Annotated in this window: 17 protein-coding genes; 12 read left to right on the plus strand and 5 right to left on the minus strand. The window is 67.4% G+C overall.

The genetic code is table 11. The features are described 5' to 3' along the window. From P8627_RS04885 to P8627_RS04920, 8 genes are all read left to right on the plus strand, one after another. On the plus strand, positions 1 to 933 hold the full coding sequence (locus tag P8627_RS04885) for a substrate-binding domain-containing protein (protein ID WP_279966519.1): 933 nt from the start codon (positions 1 to 3) through the stop codon (positions 931 to 933). Next, a complete protein-coding gene (locus P8627_RS04890) occupies positions 933 to 1745 on the plus strand; it encodes an ATP-binding cassette domain-containing protein (RefSeq protein ID WP_279967400.1) in 813 nt (270 codons plus the stop codon). Before P8627_RS04885 ends, P8627_RS04890 begins: the two co-directional genes overlap by 1 nt. Further along, on the plus strand, positions 1742 to 2752 hold the full coding sequence (locus P8627_RS04895; RefSeq protein ID WP_279966520.1) for an ABC transporter permease: 1011 nt from the start codon (positions 1742 to 1744) through the stop codon (positions 2750 to 2752). The genes P8627_RS04890 and P8627_RS04895 overlap by 4 nt, the downstream gene beginning before the upstream one ends. A gap of 2 nt (positions 2753 to 2754) precedes the next feature. After that, positions 2755 to 3600, plus strand: coding sequence for a BtpA/SgcQ family protein (locus P8627_RS04900; protein WP_279966521.1), 846 nt, complete (start codon positions 2755 to 2757; stop codon positions 3598 to 3600). Next, entirely contained in the window at positions 3597 to 4241 is a 645-nt protein-coding gene (locus P8627_RS04905; RefSeq protein ID WP_279966522.1) for a TenA family protein, read from the plus strand. The genes P8627_RS04900 and P8627_RS04905 overlap by 4 nt, the downstream gene beginning before the upstream one ends. Next, positions 4234 to 5301: a phosphotriesterase family protein gene (locus P8627_RS04910; protein WP_279966523.1), complete on the plus strand. Its 1068-nt coding sequence runs from the start codon at positions 4234 to 4236 to the stop codon at positions 5299 to 5301. Before P8627_RS04905 ends, P8627_RS04910 begins: the two co-directional genes overlap by 8 nt. Then, on the plus strand, positions 5298 to 6062 hold the full coding sequence (locus P8627_RS04915) for a glutamine amidotransferase (RefSeq protein ID WP_279966524.1): 765 nt from the start codon (positions 5298 to 5300) through the stop codon (positions 6060 to 6062). Before P8627_RS04910 ends, P8627_RS04915 begins: the two co-directional genes overlap by 4 nt. Positions 6063 to 6170: 108 nt before the next feature. Beyond that, positions 6171 to 7172 carry a 2-hydroxyacid dehydrogenase gene (locus P8627_RS04920; RefSeq protein ID WP_279966525.1) on the plus strand — a complete coding sequence of 334 codons (1002 nt, stop codon included), beginning with the start codon at positions 6171 to 6173 and terminating at the stop codon, positions 7170 to 7172. A gap of 33 nt (positions 7173 to 7205) precedes the next feature. Here the strand turns inward: P8627_RS04920 and P8627_RS04925 are convergent, their stop codons facing one another. From P8627_RS04925 to P8627_RS04945, 5 genes are all read right to left on the minus strand, one after another. After that, positions 7206 to 8711, minus strand: a complete 1506-nt coding sequence (locus P8627_RS04925; protein WP_279966526.1) for a sugar ABC transporter ATP-binding protein — start codon at positions 8709 to 8711, stop codon at positions 7206 to 7208. Then, positions 8708 to 9709, minus strand: coding sequence for an ABC transporter permease (locus tag P8627_RS04930; RefSeq protein ID WP_279966527.1), 1002 nt, complete (start codon positions 9707 to 9709; stop codon positions 8708 to 8710). The genes P8627_RS04925 and P8627_RS04930 overlap by 4 nt, the downstream gene beginning before the upstream one ends. Positions 9710 to 9725: 16 nt before the next feature. Then, entirely contained in the window at positions 9726 to 10625 is a 900-nt protein-coding gene (locus P8627_RS04935; protein ID WP_279967402.1) for an ABC transporter permease, read from the minus strand. Between the two features lie 158 nt (positions 10626 to 10783). Then, positions 10784 to 11581, minus strand: a complete 798-nt coding sequence (locus tag P8627_RS04940; protein ID WP_279966528.1) for an SDR family oxidoreductase — start codon at positions 11579 to 11581, stop codon at positions 10784 to 10786. A gap of 75 nt (positions 11582 to 11656) precedes the next feature. Next, a complete protein-coding gene (locus P8627_RS04945) occupies positions 11657 to 12619 on the minus strand; it encodes a sugar ABC transporter substrate-binding protein (protein WP_279966529.1) in 963 nt (320 codons plus the stop codon). Positions 12620 to 12876: 257 nt separating this feature from the next. On the opposite strand from P8627_RS04945, the gene P8627_RS04950 reads away from it, so the two are divergent. From P8627_RS04950 to P8627_RS04965, 4 genes are all read left to right on the plus strand, one after another. Beyond that, a complete protein-coding gene (locus P8627_RS04950) occupies positions 12877 to 14649 on the plus strand; it encodes an ABC transporter substrate-binding protein (RefSeq protein ID WP_407932968.1) in 1773 nt (590 codons plus the stop codon). A 19-nt stretch (positions 14650 to 14668) separates the two neighbouring features. Next, positions 14669 to 15475 carry an SDR family NAD(P)-dependent oxidoreductase gene (locus P8627_RS04955; protein ID WP_279966530.1) on the plus strand — a complete coding sequence of 269 codons (807 nt, stop codon included), beginning with the start codon at positions 14669 to 14671 and terminating at the stop codon, positions 15473 to 15475. Between the two features lie 51 nt (positions 15476 to 15526). After that, complete coding sequence (locus P8627_RS04960) at positions 15527 to 16834, plus strand: M24 family metallopeptidase (protein WP_279966531.1); 1308 nt, start codon at positions 15527 to 15529, stop codon at positions 16832 to 16834. Positions 16835 to 16895: 61 nt separating this feature from the next. Next, positions 16896 to 17891 carry a thiamine pyrophosphate-dependent dehydrogenase E1 component subunit alpha gene (locus P8627_RS04965; RefSeq protein WP_279966532.1) on the plus strand — a complete coding sequence of 332 codons (996 nt, stop codon included), beginning with the start codon at positions 16896 to 16898 and terminating at the stop codon, positions 17889 to 17891. The last annotated feature ends 10 nt before the right edge of the window (positions 17892 to 17901 follow it).

Raw genomic sequence — 17901 nt, forward strand, 5'->3', positions numbered from 1 at the left:
ATGACCAATCGCATGAAAGGCGCGCTTCTGGCCGCCGCCGCTACCACGGGGCTCATGGCCGGGTCCGCGAGCGCCGAAACCTTCGCGCTCGTGCAGATCAACCAGCAGGCGCTGTTCTTCAACCAGATGAACGAAGGCGCGACCGCCGCCGCCGAGGCGCAGGGCGACGAGCTGGTGATCTTCAACGCGAACAACGATCCCGCGGCGCAGAACAGCGCGGTGGAGACCTATATCGCCCAGGGCGTCGACGGCATCGTCGTCGTCGCGATCGACGTGAACGGCATCATGCCGGCCGTGCAGCAGGCGGTGGATGCGGGCATTCCCGTGGTCGCCGTGGATGCCGTCCTGCCCGAAGGCCCGCAGGCCGCGCAGGTCGGCGTCGACAACATGGAAGCCGGCGGCATGATCGGCGACTATTTCGTCGAATACGTGGGGGCCGAGATGGACGGCACCGCCACGGTCGGCATCGTCGGCGCGCTGAATTCGGCGATCCAGAACATCCGCCAGGACGGCTTCGAGGCCAGCATCGAGGGCGTGGACGGGATCACTGTCGCGGGCGTCGTCGACGGGCAGAACGTGCAGGACATCGCGCTGTCCGCGGCCGAGAACCTGATCACGGCGAACCCGAATCTCGACGCCATCTACGCCACCGGCGAGCCGGCGCTCCTGGGCGCGATCGCGGCCGTCGAGAGCCAGGGGCGGCAGGACGACATCCGAGTCTTCGGCTGGGACCTGACGGCCCAGGCGATCCGCGGCATCGACCAGGGCTATGTCGAAGCGGTGATCCAGCAGGATCCGGCCGAGATGGGCGCTACGGCGGTCCGCATCCTCGGCGATCTGGCCGGGGGCGGCAGCACCGAGGCGGTCGTGTCCGTCCCAGTCACCATCGTCACCGATGCGAACGTGGACGACTTCCGGAGCATCTTCGAGTGATGGTCGCGCAATCGCGAGACATGGCGATTGCCGGGCCGGAGGGCACCACGCCCTCCGGTTCCGCCTCCGACGCCACCGGCGTGCCGCGCATCTCGCTGCGCGGCATCCGCAAGAATTTCGGATCGATCGAGGCGCTGCGCGGCGTCGATCTCGATATCTATCCGGGCGAATGCGTCGGACTGATCGGCGACAACGCCGCCGGCAAGTCCACGCTGACCAAGATCATCTCGGGCACCTATGTCCCCGATGCCGGCACCATCGCGGTCGACGGCGAGGAGGTGCGGTTCGCGAACCCCTCCGACGCCCGCGCGCGCAATATCGAGATGGTGTTCCAGGATCTGAGCCTCTGCGACCATATCGACGTGATGGGGAACCTCTTTCTGGGCCGCGAGGTGTCGCGCTGGTCGTTCCTCGATCGCCGCACCATGCGCGAGCGCGCCCGCGAAATGCTCGACGACCTGGATATCCGCATCCCCCGCCTTAACGCGAAGGTGGAGCAGCTCTCGGGCGGCCAGCGCCAGGCGATCGCGATCGCCCGCGCGGCGTCCTTCCAGCCGCGGGTCCTGATCATGGACGAGCCCACCTCGGCGCTGGCGGTGGCCGAGGTCGAGGCCGTCCTGCGCCTGATCAACGAGGTGAAATCCCGCGGCGTCGCCGTGATCCTGATCACCCACCGCTTGCAGGACCTGTTCGAGGTCTGCGACCGCATCGCGGTGATGTACGAGGGCATCAAGGTGGCCGAGCGCGGCATCGGCGACACCAGCCTCGAAGACTTGGTCAAGCTGATCGTCGGCAAGGGGGAGGCGATATGAGCGTCCAGTACACCGAGCGCGGCCAGGGCTCCGCCGTCGCCGATTTCCTGTCCGAACATGCGCAGGTCCTGTCCATCGCAGGCTTCTTCCTGATCTGCGTGGTGTTCTTCTCGGCCATGACCGACGCCTTCCTGACGCCGGTCAACCTGCTCAACATCCTGCGGCAGGCGGCGCCGATCCTCGTCGTCGCGGTGGCCATGACCTTCGTCATCATCACCGCGGGGATCGACCTGTCGGTGGGCTCGCAGGTCGCGCTGATCAATGCGGTGGCGGCCATCATCCTGTCGACCGGCGCGGTCCCCTGGCCGCTGGTCATCGTCGGCATGCTGATGCTGGGCGCGGTGATCGGCCTCGTGCAGGGCTGGTTCGTGGCCTATCAGGGCATCCCGGCCTTCATCGTGACGCTGGCGGGCCTGTCGATCCTGCGCGGGCTCGCGCTCTACCTCACGCAGGGCTACTCGATCCCGATCCCCGACCTGCCGGGCTTCCTCGCGCTGGGGCGCGGGCAGATCATGGGCATCCCCGTCCCGGTGATCGTCGCGGTCGGCATCGCCGTGATCGGGACCACGGTCCTGGCGCGCACGGTCTATGGCCGCCGCGTCGTGGCCGTGGGGTCGAACACCGAGGCCGCGCGCCGGGCCGGGATGCCCGCCCGCGGAACCGTCGCGTCGGTCTACGTGCTGACCGGGGTCGCCAGCGCCGTCGCCGGGCTGCTGATCGCCGCGCGGCTGGGCTCGGGGTCGTCCAACGCGGCCGTGGGCTTCGAGCTCCAAGTCATCGCGGCGGTGGTCCTCGGCGGCACCTCGCTCTTCGGTGGGCGCGGCTCGATCCTCGGGACGCTGCTCGGCGCGATGACCATCGCGGTGATCGGCAACGGGCTGATCCTCATGCATATCTCGCCGTTCTTCACCCAGATCGTTACCGGGACGATCATCCTGGTGGCGATCTGGCTCAACACCCGCATCTTCACCGCGAATTTCCGGTTCGGCGGGCGGAAGAAAGGCTGATCATGGCGCAGATATCCGACAGGCCGGAAAACGCCATCCAGGAGATCTTCGGCCGCAAGAAGGCCCTGATCAGCATGATCCACTGCCCGGCCTTCCCCGGCGCCCCCCGCTACCGCGGCGCGCCGCGCGAGGAGATCCTGTCCTTCTGCCTGCGCGATGCCGAGAGGCTGGTCGCGGGCGGGATGCACGGGCTTCTGATCGAGAACCACGGCGACATCCCCTTCTCGAAGCCCGAGGATATCGGCCACGAGACGGCGGCCTTCATGGCCGTGGTGGCCGACCGGATCGGGCGGGAATTCGACCTGCCGCTGGGCGTCAACGTGCTGGCCAACGCGCCGATCCCGGCCTTCGCGATCGCCGCGGCCGCGGGCGCGTCCTTCATCCGCGTCAACCAGTGGGCCAACGCCTATGTCGCCAACGAGGGCTTCATGGAGGGCCGCGCGGCGGAGGCGCTGCGCTACCGCTCCAAGCTGCGGGCGGAGGGCATTCGCGTCTTCGCCGACAGCCACGTCAAGCACGGCAGCCATGCCATCACCGCCGACCGCAGCGTGACCGAGTTGACGCGCGACCTGGCCTTCTTCGACGCCGACGCGGTGATCGCCACGGGCCAGCGCACCGGCGACAGCGCCGCGCTGGACGAGATCGAGACGGTGCGCGACGCGACGCATCTGCCCGTCCTCGTCGGCTCGGGCGTGACCCCGGACAACGTCGTCCCGATTCTGGAGCGGGTCGACGCGGTGATCGTCGCCTCGTCGCTGAAGGAGGACGGCGTCTGGTGGAACCCGGTCGAGGCCCGACGGGTCCGGGCCTTCGTCGACGCCGCGCGCACGGTGCTGGAGGGGGGATGACCGCGCTTTCGGACCTGATCCTGGCCGACAATGTCGAAGGTCTGGACCGGATGCTGGACCATCCCTTCGTGCGGGGCATCGAAGACGGCACGCTGCCGGCCGGCGCCTACCACCGCTACCTCGTCTACGAGGGCGCCTTCGTCGAGACGGCCATCGCGATCTTCGCCTATGCCACGGCCAAGGCGCCCGACCTGGCCGCGAAGCGCTGGCTCATCGGCGTGCAGGACGCGCTGGCGCGCGAGCAGATGCCCTATTTCGAGGAGATCTTCGCCGCGCTGGGCGTTGATACCGGGATCTCGATCCCCGACGCCGTCCGCGCCTTCGACGACGGCATGCTGCGGATCGCGCGCGACGGCGACTTCGCCGAGATCGTCACCGCCATGTTCGCCGCCGAATGGATGTACTGGACATGGTGCAGCCGCGCCGCATCCCGCCCAATCGCGGATCCGCATATCCGCCGCTGGGTGGAGCTGCATGCCGGCGCGGATTTCGAAGCGCAGGCGCGCTGGCTGAAAGCGGCGATCGACGATCGCGCGATACCCGCGGATCGCGCGCGGCTGAGCGCGGTGTTCGGCCATGTCACCGCGCTCGAGATCGCCTTCCACGACGCGCCGCTGGCGCCGGAGACGCAGGATGCATAGGACGCCCTCCCCCACCGTGGCGACCGTGACCGGGCCCGTCCCGCGCGCGGATCTGGGCGTCACGCTGATGCACGAGCATATCCTCAACGACTGCACCTGCTGGTGGCGGGGCCGGGACCCGGAGTTCGCCTCGCCGATCCGCGACCTGCCGGTCAGCGCCGCGATCCTGTCGCGGCTGAAGCACGACCCCTTCGCCTGCCGCGACAACTGCGCGCTGGACGACGAGGCGATGGCCATCGCCGAGCTCGCGCAATTCGCGGACGAAGGCGGCGCGACGGTGGTCGACCCCACCTGCCGCGGCATCGGCCGCGCGCCCGAAGCCCTGGTGCGCATCGCGCGGGCGACGGGGCTGAACATCGTGATGGGTTCGGGCTATTACCTGCAATCCTCGCACCCGCCGGGGCTCGCCCGGATGCGCGCCGAAGATATCGCGGCGGAGCTGATCGGCGAGCATCGCGATGGGGTCGGGCCCGACCGCGTGCCCATCGGCCTGATCGGCGAGATCGGGGTCAGCGCCGACTTCACGCCCGACGAGCGCAAGAGCCTGCGCGGCGCCGCGATGGCGGCGGTCGAGACCGGCCTGCCGCTGATGATCCACCTGCCGGGATGGGAGCGGCTGGCCCACGAGGTGCTCGACCTGGTGGCCGCCGAGGGGCAGCCGCTCGACCGGGTGATCCTGTGCCACATGAACCCGTCCTGGGACGATACCGACTACCAGCGCGCGCTGGCGGACCGGGGCGCGTTTCTCGAATACGACATGATCGGGATGGATTTCTGGTATGACGACCAGCAGGTCCAATGCCCCTCGGACGCGGATTGCGCCGGCGCCATCGCCGCGCTGGTTCGCGACGGCTACCGCGACCGGCTGCTTTTGTCGCAGGACGTGTTCGTCAAGATGATGCTGACGCCCTTCGGCGGGAACGGCTACGCCCATGTGCAGCGGCATTTCCTGCCGCGGCTGGAGCGGCTGGGGCTGACCCAAGGCGACCTCGATGCGCTGATGGTCGCCAACCCCGCCGCCGCGCTCTGCGCCTACATCACTTCGGAGGTTCCGCGATGACCAAGCTCCTTCTCGTCGGCGAAAGCTGGGTCAGCTCGGCCAGCCATTTCAAGGGCTTCGACCAGTTCGGCAGCGTGACCTTCCACACCGGCGCCGACCGGTTCGTGGACGGCATGGGGCGCGCGGGTATCGAGGTGACCTACATGAAGGCGCACGAGGCCGCCGAGGGGTTCCCCTACCGGCAGGAGGATCTGGACGCCTACGACGTGCTGATGTTGTCGGATATCGGCGCCAACACGCTTCTGCTGCCGCCTGATGTCTGGCTGCGGGGCGAGCGCGTGCCCAACCGCCTGACAATGATCGAGGCTTGGGTGAAGGGCGGTGGCGGGCTGATCATGATCGGCGGATACATGACCTTCCAGGGTATCGACGGACGCGGCCGCTGGCACCGGACGCCGGTCGAGCGGGCCCTGCCCGTGACCTGCCTGCCCCATGACGACCGGGTCGAGATCCCCGAGGGCGCCGTCCCCGAGGTGGTGGATGCGCGCCATCCGATCCTCGCGGGCGTGCCGTCGGACTGGCCCTACCTGCTGGGCGTGAACGAGCTGACGCCGAAAGCCGAGGACACCGATGTGGTGCTGCGCCTGCCCGAGGCGCAGGGCGGCCTGCCGCTTCTGGTGACGGGCGCGCATGGCGAGGGCCGCACGCTGGCCTGGGCCTCGGACATGAGCGAGCACTGGCTGCCGAAGCCGTTCCTCGACTGGCCGGGCTATGACGCGCTGTTCGGCAACATGGTGAAATGGGCGGCCCGCAGCCTCTGACGCCCGGCTGGACGCGCGCCGTGCGGTTGACGGGTGCGCCGGGGCGTGCATCGCTTCGGCGGACGGGACCGCAGCGCGGATCCCCTGAGGCCGGAGGTCCGAGCGGTCGTGAAAGTCGCGGTATTCAGCACCAAGCCCTATGATTCCCGCTACCTGCGCGAGGCCAATGGCAACGCGCATGAGCTGGCCTTCTTCGAGCCGCGCCTGTCGCTTGAGACGGCGACGCTTGCGCAGGGCTTCGAGGTGGTCTGCGCCTTCGTGAACGACCAGCTCGGGCCCGACGTGATCGCCGCGCTTTCGGACGCGGGCGTGCGGCTGATCGCGCTGCGCTCGGCGGGATTCAACCATGTCGACCTCGCCGCGGCGGCCGAGGCGGAGATCGCGGTCGCGCGCGTGCCGGCCTATTCGCCGCATGCGGTGGCCGAGCATTCGGTCGCGCTGATGCTGACGCTGAACCGCAAGATGCACCGCGCCTATAACCGCGTGCGCGAGGGCAATTTCGCGCTGGACGGGCTTCTGGGCTTCGACCTGCACGGCAAGACCGTCGGCATCGTCGGCACCGGCCAGATCGGCGCGATCGTCGCCCGCATCCTGCACGGGTTCGGCTGCGACCTGCTGGCCCATGACCCGAACGAAAACGCCGACTGCCTGGCGCTGGGGGTGCGCTACGTCGCGCTGGACGACCTGTTCGAGCGCAGCGACGTCATCACGCTGCAATGCCCGCTGACGCCGCAGACGCATCACCTGATCGACGCGGGCGCCATCGCGACGATGAAACGGGGCGTGATGCTGATCAACACGAGCCGGGGCGCGGTGGTGGACAGCACGGCGCTGATCCGCGGGCTCAAGAGCGGCGTGATCGGCAGCGTCGGGCTGGACGTCTACGAGGAGGAGGGGGATCTCTTCTTCCAGGACCTGTCGCAGACCTTCATCGAGGACGACGTCTTCGCGCGGCTTCTGACCTTTCCCAACGTGGTGATCACCGGACACCAGGCGTTCTTCACGCATGAGGCGATGACGGCTATCGCCGAGACGACGATCGCGAACATCACGGCCTTCGCGCGGGACGGCGCGCCGGTCCATCCGGTCGCGCGGCCCGCCGGGGACTGACCCCGCGGCGGACGCCGCGCGGCCCCGGCCCCGTCAGGCGGCCCGGTCGGCCCCGATGCCGGAGATGGCCTGGATCAGCTTGTCCTCGGTCACCTCCTCGGAGGTGAAGGTCTCGACGATGCGGCCCGAATACATCGCGATGATCCGGTCCGAGACGTGCAGGACCTCGGGCATCTCGGAGGAGATCACGATCACCGCGTAGCCCTGCGCGGCGAGATCGCGGATCAGGTTGTGGATCTCGGATTTTGAGCCGACATCGATGCCGCGCGTGGGCTCGTCCACGATCAGCACCTCGGGATGCATCGACAGCCATTTGCCGATCACGATCTTCTGCTGGTTGCCGCCCGACAGGTTGCCGACGGTCTGCTTCCAGCCCGGCGTGCGGATGTCGAGGCGGTCGCGGTACTTGTCGAAGATCTTGGTCTCCTCGCCCTCGGCCACAAAGGGTCCGTGGGCGAGCTCGCCCACCTGCGGCAGGGTGATGTTCTCGCGGCAGTTCATGCCGAGGATCAGGCCCTGGCCCTTGCGGTCCTCGGGCACGAGGCTGATGCCGTGGGCGATGGCCTCGGCCGGGGAGTCGATGCGCGTCTCCTGACCGTGGACGTGGATCGTGCCCGCCGACGGCTCGCGCAGGCCGAAGATCGTCTCGGCGATCTCGGTCCGGCCGGCGCCGACGAGGCCGTAGAAGCCCACCACCTCGCCCTTGCGGACCTGGAAGCTGACATCCTGGAACAGGTGGCCGCAGGACAGGCCCCGCACCTCCAGCGCGACCTCGCCCAGCGCGTGGTGGCTGGCGTTGCGGCTGAGGTCGAGGGCGCGGCCGATCATCATCTGGGTCACCGCCTCCTCGTCGGTCTCGGAGGTCAGAACCGTGCCGCGATATTCGCCGTCGCGCAGCACGCTGATGCGGTCGGTGATCCGGAAGATCTCCTCCATCCGGTGGGAGATGTAGATGATGCCCACGCCGCCGCGCTTGAGATCCTCGATCACGTCGAAGAGCACGACCTTCTCGGCATCGGTCAGCGAGGCGGTGGGCTCGTCGAAGATGACGGCCTTGGCGTCATGGGTCAGGGCGCGCGCGATCTCGACCATCTGCTGGTTGGCGATCGACAGCGAACCGACCCGGGTCCGGGCGTCGAAGCTGACGTTCAGCTTCTTCAGGATCGCGTCGGTGCGGTCGAAGAGGGTCGTCCAATCGACCATGCCGAAGCGCTTGCGGGGCAGTTCGCCGAGATAGATGTTCTCGGCCACCGTCAGCTCGGTGGCGAGCGAAAGCTCCTGATGGATGAAGATGATGCCCTTCTCCTTGGCCTCGAGCGGGGTGGCCATCACGGCCTCCTTCTCGCCGATCAGGATGCGGCCGCCATCGGGCTGGTAGATGCCGCCCAGCACCTTCATCAGCGTGGACTTGCCCGCGCCGTTCTCGCCCATCAGGGCGTGCACCTCACCGGGCATCACCTCGAAGCTGACGCCGTCCAGCGCCTTCACGCCCGGGAAGGTCTTGGTGATGTTCTCGAGTCTCAGCGCCGGGGTGGTCATGTGCGAAGCGCCTCCTTGCCGCGGATGTTGAGCTGCCGGTCGAGGAACAGGACCGCGATCAGGATCAGGCCGATCACCAGGTTCACCGTCTCGGTGTCGGCACCGATATAGCCCAGCCCCTTGCGCAGAAGCTGAATCGCGATGACCCCGCCCAGCGTCGAGATGATCGAGCCCGAGCCGCCCGTGAGCTTGGTGCCGCCGAGGACGACCGCGGTGATGATCCAAAGCTCGTAGAGCTGGCCGTCATTTGGGTTCACCGAGCCCGATTCCGAGTAGAACACCACTGCGGAGAGCGCGGCGAGAAAGCCGATGATCATGAAGTTGATCATCATATGCGGCCCGACGCGGATGCCCGCGTTCACCGCCGCCTCGCGGTTGTCGCCGATGGCATAGGCGTTCCGGCCGTGGACGGTGCGCTTCATGATGAACCAGGCGATGGCGGTCACCGCCAGAAGGAACCAGGTCGCGGTGTGCAGGCCCAGGAACTGCGCCTCGGCGAAATCCACGAGCGTCCAGTTGAGATGCGAGGTCGGCTGTTCGCCGTTCATCATGAAGACCAGGCCGCGATAGCCCAGCAGCGCGCCCAGCGTGACGATGAAGCTGTCGACGCCGGTCTTCCAGACGATGAAGCCATTGAGCGCGCCCAGCGCCAGGCCCGTCAGCAGCGCCGCCGCCCAGGCGACCGGGATGACCCAGTCGCCCAGGCCCTCGAGCCCCGGCGCGCCCATCACCATCAGCAGGATGATCGCCGAGAGCGCGAATGTCGCGCCGACGCTGAGGTCGATATTGCCGTTGATCATGACGATGGTCATGCCCATCGCGATGATCCCGATCGGCGCCGATTGCTTGAGCAGCAGCAGCATGTTGCCGGGATCGAGGAAGGCTGTGTCCGAGATCGCGAGGAACTGTCCCGCGACCGAGAAGAACACCAGCTCGAGGACGACGAAGGCCCAGATCGCGCCGCTTCGCAGGAAGGTGGAGAGAGCTCCGGATTTCATGGCAGGCGTCCTTTCCTCAGGCGATGGGCGAGAGCAGTCGGCCGCGCTTGGCCGCGATGTCGAGCCAGACCGCCAGGATGATGATGATCCAGGTCACGACGAACTGGGCGTAGAATTGCAGCCCCATCAGCAGCAGGCCGTTCTGGATGAAGCCGAGGATCAGCACGCCGATGACCGTCTTGAAGACCGTGCCCGACCCGCCCAGGAGCGAGGCGCCGCCGAGGATGATCGCGGCCAGGACCTCGAGCTCGAGCCCCTGCCCCACCGTGTTCTGACTTCCGAGCGAGCGCGAGGCCTGCAACAGGCCCGCCGTGGCCACGCAGAAGGCCGAGATCAGGTAGCACTGGAAGACCGTCCGCGCCCGCCGGATCCCCGAGAAGGTCGCCGCCGTGCCGTTGCCGCCGACGGCATAGACCTTGCGGCCGAAGGGCGTCTTGGCCAGCACGAGGCCGAGGACGATGGCGAGCAGCCCGAAGATCAGGATCGGGACCGGCACGCCCATCAGGCTGCCCTGCCCGAAGACGCTGAACCAGGTGCCGGACTTGTCGGCGATGTCCATGTTCTGGCCGCCCGAATAGGTCAGGGTCAGGCCGTGGATCGCGCTGAGCATGCCGAGCGTCACGATCAGCGAGTTGAGCCGCAGATAGCCCACGAGGAAGCCGATGAAGGCCCCGAGGCAGAGCGTCATCGCGAACATGGCGGGGATGCCCAGCACCGGGCCGATCCGGTCGTGCATGTCGAGCACGACGATGGTCGAGAAGCTCATCATCGAGCCGACGGAGAGGTCGAGATGGCCCGAGATGACCACGAAGGTCACGCCCAGCGCCATCACGCCGAGGATGGCGGAGGAGCGGACCACGCCCATGACGTTGTCGATGCCGATGAAGCGCGGCTCGGCCAGCGTGAAGCCGACCATGAAGACCACGAAGGCCACCAGGATCCCGTTGCGGGCGAGGAACTGCGCCAGCGCGGTCCGGTCAAAGCCGGACGCGGCGCCCTCGTTCGCGCCGGCGGTCTTGGCAACGCGGGCTTTCGGCGTGTCGGTCATGGAGGTCTCCCCTCTCTTCCGGTCCGTCAGACCAAGGTCATGCCGCCGTCGATCATCACGATCTGGCCGGTCATGTAGTCGCTGTCGCGGGACGCGAGGAAGGTCGTGGTCCCGGTGATGTCGTCGGGCCGGGCGACGCGGCCCCGCAGGATCTCGGCGGAGAATTCCTCCATCGCCTGGCCGGGCCGCTCGGCGGCGCCGATCTCCATCAGGTCCTGGTCGACCTGCTCCCACATCTCGGTGGCCACGACGCCCGGCGCGAAGCCGGTCACGGTGATATCGTGGCGCGCGAGGTCGCGGGCGGCGGATTGCGTCAGGCTGACGACGGCGAATTTCGAGGCGCAATAGGGCGCCACGTTGTCGAAGCCCTGCCGGCTGGCGATCGAGGCGGTGTTGACGATCTTGCCGCCACCGCCCTGCGCGATCATCTGGCGGGCGGCCTCCTGCATGCCGATCAGGCAGCCCAGGCCGTTGACGCCCATGATGAAGTTCCAGTTCGCCTCGGTCACGTCCATGAAGTTCATGGGCTTGTTGACGCCGGCATTGTTGAACTTGACGTCGAGCTTGCCGAAGGTCTCGACCGCGTGGGCGATCATGGCGCGGACCTGCTCGCGGTCGGTGACGTCGACGGTGGCGTGGGTCACGCGGGGCCCGTCGCCGTTGAGCCGGGCGCGGTTGGCCTCGGCCACCTCGGCCACGTGGTCGGCGTTGATGTCGGCGAAGCAGACCTCGGCGCCTTCGTCGAGAAGGGCCTCGCCGATGGCGCGGCCGATGCCGCGCGCGGCGCCCGTCACGATGCAGGATCGTCCCGATACCCGGCCCATGCCATCCTCCCTTGGCGTGTGGGGTCGCGAGGCGAGGCCGCGGCTGCGGCCTCGCCCGATCTAATGCGCGTCCGATCAGAAGACCGGCTTGGTGAACTCCGACATGTTGTCCTGCGTGATCTTCGGCGTGTCGAAGTAGTTCAGGAACGGAACCTCCTCGCCGTTGAGCACGTCAATCGCGGTCTGCAGTGCGGCTTGGGCGTCGTCGACCGGCGACTGGTAGATCGAACCCCAGTAATCGCCCGCCTCCATCGCCTCGTAGCCGACGGCGAAGTTCGTCGCGCCTACGAAGGTGATGTCGCCGGCGCGGCCCGCGGCCTTGGCGGCGTTCAGGGCGCCGACGCCCATGTTGTCGTCGCCCGCATAGACGCCGTCGATGTCGTCATACTTGACGAGGAAGGCCTCCATCGTCTGCTGCGACTTCTCGCGGTTCCAGTCGCCCGGCTGCGTCTCGAGCAGGGTGACGTTCGGGCAGACCTCGGGCAAGCGATCCTCGAAGCCCTTGGCGCGCTCGATCGCGGTCGTGTAGCCGGGCTGGCCCGAGATCTGCACGATCTGCGCCTCGTTCTCGATGCCCAGCGCCTTGAAGCGGTCGCACATGATCTCGGCCGAGCGCGAGCCCTGGGTGATGTTGTCCGGTCCCGAGAAGGAGGCGACGAAGTCGAAGCCTTCCTCGGCGATGTTGGAATTGGTGACGATCACCGGGATGCCCGCCTGGCTGGCCTTGCGGACCGCCGGGATCACCGCCTCGCCATTGGTCGGCCAGATGATGATCGCGTCGACTTCCTGCTGGATCAGGTCTTCCACCTGCGCGATCTGGCGGGCCACGTCGCCGCCGGCGTCCAGCACGACGGTCTCGACGCTGTCATTGGCGTTGGCGGCCTCGATGAAGGCCTGCTCGTAGGTGGTTTGGTAGCTGTCGACGCCCACGTTGTTCTGGGTGATGCCGATCTTCATGGCGCCGTGCTCCGCGGCAGTGGCGGCGCCGGTGAGCGCGGCTGCGGCGACGGTCGCCGTGAGAGCGATACGGATGTTCATTTTGGGTCTCCTCCCTGGATTTCCCTGATCGATGCAGAGCCCCCTCGGTCGTCCTGAGGGAATCGCTGTCCGACTTCGCGGACTGCCGAAAACCTGCACCTCCCGGCCCGATCCTAGCGCAGGAGATATATCCGGATCGGATATTATTTGGTCCAGATTGGATATTTTCCGGATACGCTGGGGGCTTCAACTCCAACAGGCTGGCGGAGGTCATCGGTGGCATGACGAAAATCACCAGATCGGACAGGACACGCGGAATGACCGCGAGCCCGGAAAGCGACATGAACATCCAGAGTGGACATGATATCGAGACGGGACCCGCCGGCGGCGCCGCGCGGGACGACCTTCTCGACATGGTCACCTTCCTGGAGGATTTCGGCGACGAGCTGGAAGCCTCGACCGAGCTGTTCGTCCCCAACCCGTTCTACCGGATGGCGCTGCACCTGATGCGCGCGCATTTCGAGGGCAAGATCGTCACGCCCACCGCGCTGATCGGCGCGAGCCGCGTGCCCTATGCCACCGCGAACCGGCGCCTGAAGGACATGGTCGCGGCCGGCCTGATCGAGCAGCGCCCGCGCACCGTCACCGGCAAGAGCGTGTCGCTGCATCCCAGCGAGACGCTCCTGGAGCAGTGGCGCGCGCTGTCCGGCCGGATCCGCCGGCTCGCCGAGACCCGCTTCGGCGGCGCGGTGAAGACCTCGGGGACGAAGGATTACTATTTCGGCGGCTCCTACATGGAGACGCGGTCGATCCCGCCGCTGCAGGTGCTGGGCGAACCGCTGAAGCCGCAGGGCGGGCTGCGCGTGCTGGTCCATGGCGACCCGACCTTCATGGTGATGGACAATCTCAAGCGGCAGTTCGAGCAGGTGGTCGGATGCGCCATCCACCAGCGCGCCTTCTCGATCGACCGGCTGCGCGAGGAAGGGCTGCGCAACGCCGAGCGCCGGGCCAGCCTTTACGACATCATCGCCGTCGACCTGCCCTGGATCGGGGAATTCGCCCAGAAGGGCGTGCTGATGCCGCTGGACGAGGTGATGGAGATCGCCCGGCTCGATCCGCCGGATTTTCACGCCGCGGGCTGGAGCGCGGTGCATTGGGGCGGCCGCCCCTACGGCGTGCCCGCGCAGATGACGCCCGAACTCTTCTTCTATCGCCGCGACATGTTCGCCGAGGCGGGGCTGGAGCCGCCGACGACGACCGCGCGCGTGCTGGACGCGGCGCGCCATTTCCACAAGCCGAACCGCGGCCAGTACGGCATCGCCTGGAACGCGGCGCGCGGCACGGCGCTAGGCCACACGGTGATGATGACGATGGCCGATTTCGGTCAGCCGGTCCTCGACCTGCCGGAGATCGCCGGCGGCTACGACTTGGGCGTACTGGCCGATGACAGCTACCGCCCGACCTTCGACACCGAAGCGGGCCTTGCCGCCTGCGACTACCTGCTGGAGCTGCTGAGCTGCTCGCCGCCCGACATCCTGTCGATGTCCTGGTACGAGCGCGTCCGGCCCTACGCCTCCGGCGCGGTCCCGATGGCCTATGGCTACACGCTGCTGGCGCCGTATTTCGAGCTCGACGGCTCCTCGCCCGCGGCGGGGACCACGGGCTACCTGCCGCATCCCGCGGGCCAGGGGGCGAGCCCCGTCGCACCGGTGGGCGGCTACGTCATGGGCATTCCCGCCAACCTGCCGCCCGAGCGCGTGCGCGCGGCGGTCGAGGCGCTGATCGTCTTCACCTCGCCGGAGGCGCAGAAGATGTACGTCCAGAACGGCAGCCGCACGAACCCCCGCTACTCGGTCGGGGCGGACCCGGAGGTGCGCCGCCTGTCGCCCATCTTCGAGGCCGTGGACGGCATGAGCTGGCGCGACGAGCTGCAATTCTGGCCGCGCCCGCCGATCCCCGAGATCTGCGACCTGTTCCAGATCTGCGGCGAGGAATTCCACGACATGCTGCGCGGGCTCGTCACCCCGCGCGAGGCGCTGGCCCGCACGCAGGCCCGCGCCGACGCCTTGATCACCAATCGCGATCCATGACGACACGAGGGAGGACACCATGGACCCCAACCGCCTGAAGGGTAAGAACATCCTGATCACCGGAGGCGCCCGCGGCATGGGCGCCGAGAACGGGATCCATTTCGCCGAACAGGGTGCGAATGTCTGCCTCGGCGACATCAACCTCGAGGAGGCGGAGGCGACCGCGGAGCGCATCAACGCGGCCGGCGGCGGCAAGGCCATCGCGGTCAAGCTGGACGTCACCAAGCGCGAGGACAACGCCGCCGCCGTGCAGGCGGTGGTGGACGAGTTCGGCGAGCTGAACGTCGCGCTGTTCAACGCGGGCCTGAACAAGCCGCGTTTCTTCATGGACATCGACGAGGACAATTGGGACCTCATCATGAACGTGAACACCAAGGCGATGTGGCTCGGCATGCAGGAGGCCGCGCGCCAGATGATCGCGCAGGGCAAACGCGACTATCCCTACAAGCTGATCAACGTGGGCTCGATCGCGTCGCGCAAGCCGCTGGTCGACGTGACCGTCTACTGCACCTCGAAATATGGCGTCCTCGCGCTCACCCATTGCGGCGCCATCGCGCTGTCGGAGCACGGCATCACCGTGAACGGCTACGCGCCGGGCGTCGTCGTCACGCCGCTCTGGGAGCAGCTCGACAAGGACCTCGTCGATATCGGCTTCAAGGAGCGCGAGGGCCAGGCCTATGACGACATCGTCCGCGACGCGCTGCAGATCAAGCGCGTCTCCTACCCCGACGACGTGAAGGGGACCGCGGCGTTCCTGGCCTCCGGCGACAGCGACTACATGACCGGCCAGATGATCCACATCGACGGCGGCTGGTGCATCCAGTGACGCTCCTCCGGGCGGGGATCCGTCCGGGCCATCCATCCTCGGGAGGACCCCATGAACAAGCACAATCCGGCGCTGACCCCCAATGTCCTGCAACCGATCGACCTGGATCCCGGCTGGCGCTGGGAAAACCGGATCCCGGCCTGGGGACACACCTCCGTCGATTTCGAGCGCCGCATCGACCATGACCGGCTGCGCCGCTACCGGCTGAGCCGCACGCGCCAGGCGCTGAAGAACTCGGACGCGGGCACGCTGCTGCTCTTTGACGTGAACAACATCCGCTACGTCTCGTCGACGAAGATCGGCGAATGGGAGCGGGACAAGATGTGCCGCTTCTGCCTGCTGACCGGCGATGACAGCCCCTATGTCTGGGATTTCGGTTCCGCCGCGATGCACCACAAGAAGTTCTCGGACTGGCTGGAGCCCGACCATTGCCGCGCGGGCGTGGTGGGGATGCGCGGGACGATCCCGCCCGAGTTCGGGCTGATGCGGAAATACGCCCACGAAATCGCGGGCCTCATTCGCGACGCGGGCATGGCCGACATGCCGGTGGGCGTCGACTATGCCGAGACGGCGATGTTCCACGCGCTGAAAGAGGAAGGGCTCAACATCGTCGACGGCCAGCAGATCATGCTGGCGGCGCGCGAGATCAAGAACTGGGACGAGATCCAGCTGCTGACCCAGGCGGCCAGCATGGTCGATGGCGTCTATCACATGATCTACGAGGAGCTGAAGCCGGGCATACGCGAGAATGACATCGTCGCGCTCAGCAACAAGATGCTCTACGAGATGGGCTCCGACGATGTCGAGGCGATCAACGCGATCTCGGGCGAGCGGTGTAACCCGCATCCGCACAATTTCACCGACCGCTATTTCCGGCCTGGCGACCAGGCGTTCTTCGACATCCTGCAGTCCTACCAGGGCTACCGGACCTGCTACTACCGGACCTTCAACATCGGGCGCGCCACCTCGGCGCAGCACGACGCCTATGTGAAGGCGCGCGAATGGATCGACGCGTCGATTGACCTGATCCGGCCCGGCGTCAGCACCGACGTGGTCGCGCAGGCCTGGCCCAAGGCCGAGGAGTTCGGCTTCCCGGACGAGGACAGCGCCTTCGGTCTGCAATTCGGTCACGGCCTGGGCCTTGCGCTGCACGAGCGGCCGATCATCAGCCGCGCCGTCAGCCTGGAGCATCCGATGGAGATCAAGACCGGCATGGTCTTCGCGCTGGAGACCTACTGCCCGGCCGCCGACGGCTATTCCGCCGCGCGGATCGAGGAGGAGGTCGTGGTCACCGATACCGGGGTCGAGGTCATCAGCCTGTTCCCCGCCGAAGAGCTGCCGATCGCGAACCGGTACTGAATTCTCCCCGACTTGCCCGGCCCCGTCTTTGGGGGCCGGGCCTTTTCTTCGAGGGCACGACATGGCCGATCCGAAATCGAACACCGACGACTACCTGCGCATGTACCGCCAGATGGTGCGGATCCGCACCTTCGAGGACAATGCCAACCAGCTTTACCTGTCCGCCAAGATGCCCGGGCTGACGCATATGTATTCCGGCGAGGAAGCCGTCGCCGTGGGCATCTGCGAGGCGCTGACCAGCGACGACAAGATCACCTCGACCCATCGCGGCCACGGCCATTGCGTGGCCAAGGGCGCGGCCTTCAGGGAGATGTTCTGCGAGCTTCTGGGCAAGGAAGAGGGCTATTGCCGCGGCAAGGGCGGCTCGATGCATATCGCTGACCAGTCGAACGGCAATCTCGGCGCGAACGCCATCGTGGGCGGGTCCATGGGCATCGCTACCGGCGCGGCGCTGACCGCGAAGATGCTGGGCCGCGACGACGTCACCGTCTGCTTCTTCGGCGACGGCGCGACGGCGCAGGGCCTGCTCTACGAGGTGATGAACATGGCGGCGCTCTGGAAGCTGCCGGTGATCTACGCCTGCGAGAACAACGGCTATTCGGAATACACCAAGACCGAGGAGATCGCCGCGGGCGAGATCGTCGACCGCGCCAAGGCCTTCGGTATCGAGGCGCATCAGGTCGACGGGCAGGACGTGCTGGCGGTCAACAAGATCACCCGCGACCTCGTCGCGCGGGCGCGCAAGGGCGAGGGTCCGTTCTTCCTGGAGCTGATGACCTATCGCTACCACGGCCACCACGTGGGCGACATCAACCGCGACTACTACCGCGCGAAGGACGAGGAGGCGCTCTGGAAGACGGAGAAGGACCCGATCCTGCTGTTCCGCGCCTGGCTGACGAAGGAAGGCATCGCCACCGAGGCGGAGCTGGAGGCGCTGCAGGCCGAAATCGTCAAGGATGCCGAGGACGCGGTGCAATACGCGCTGGACGCGCCCTATCCCGACGGCGCCGAGGTCGACATGCACGTCTATTCCGACATCGAACACGCGCTGGCCTGAGGAGGAAACG

The sequence above is a fragment of the Jannaschia sp. GRR-S6-38 genome (genome assembly GCF_029853695.1).
Taxonomy (GTDB): domain Bacteria; phylum Pseudomonadota; class Alphaproteobacteria; order Rhodobacterales; family Rhodobacteraceae; genus Jannaschia; species Jannaschia ovalis.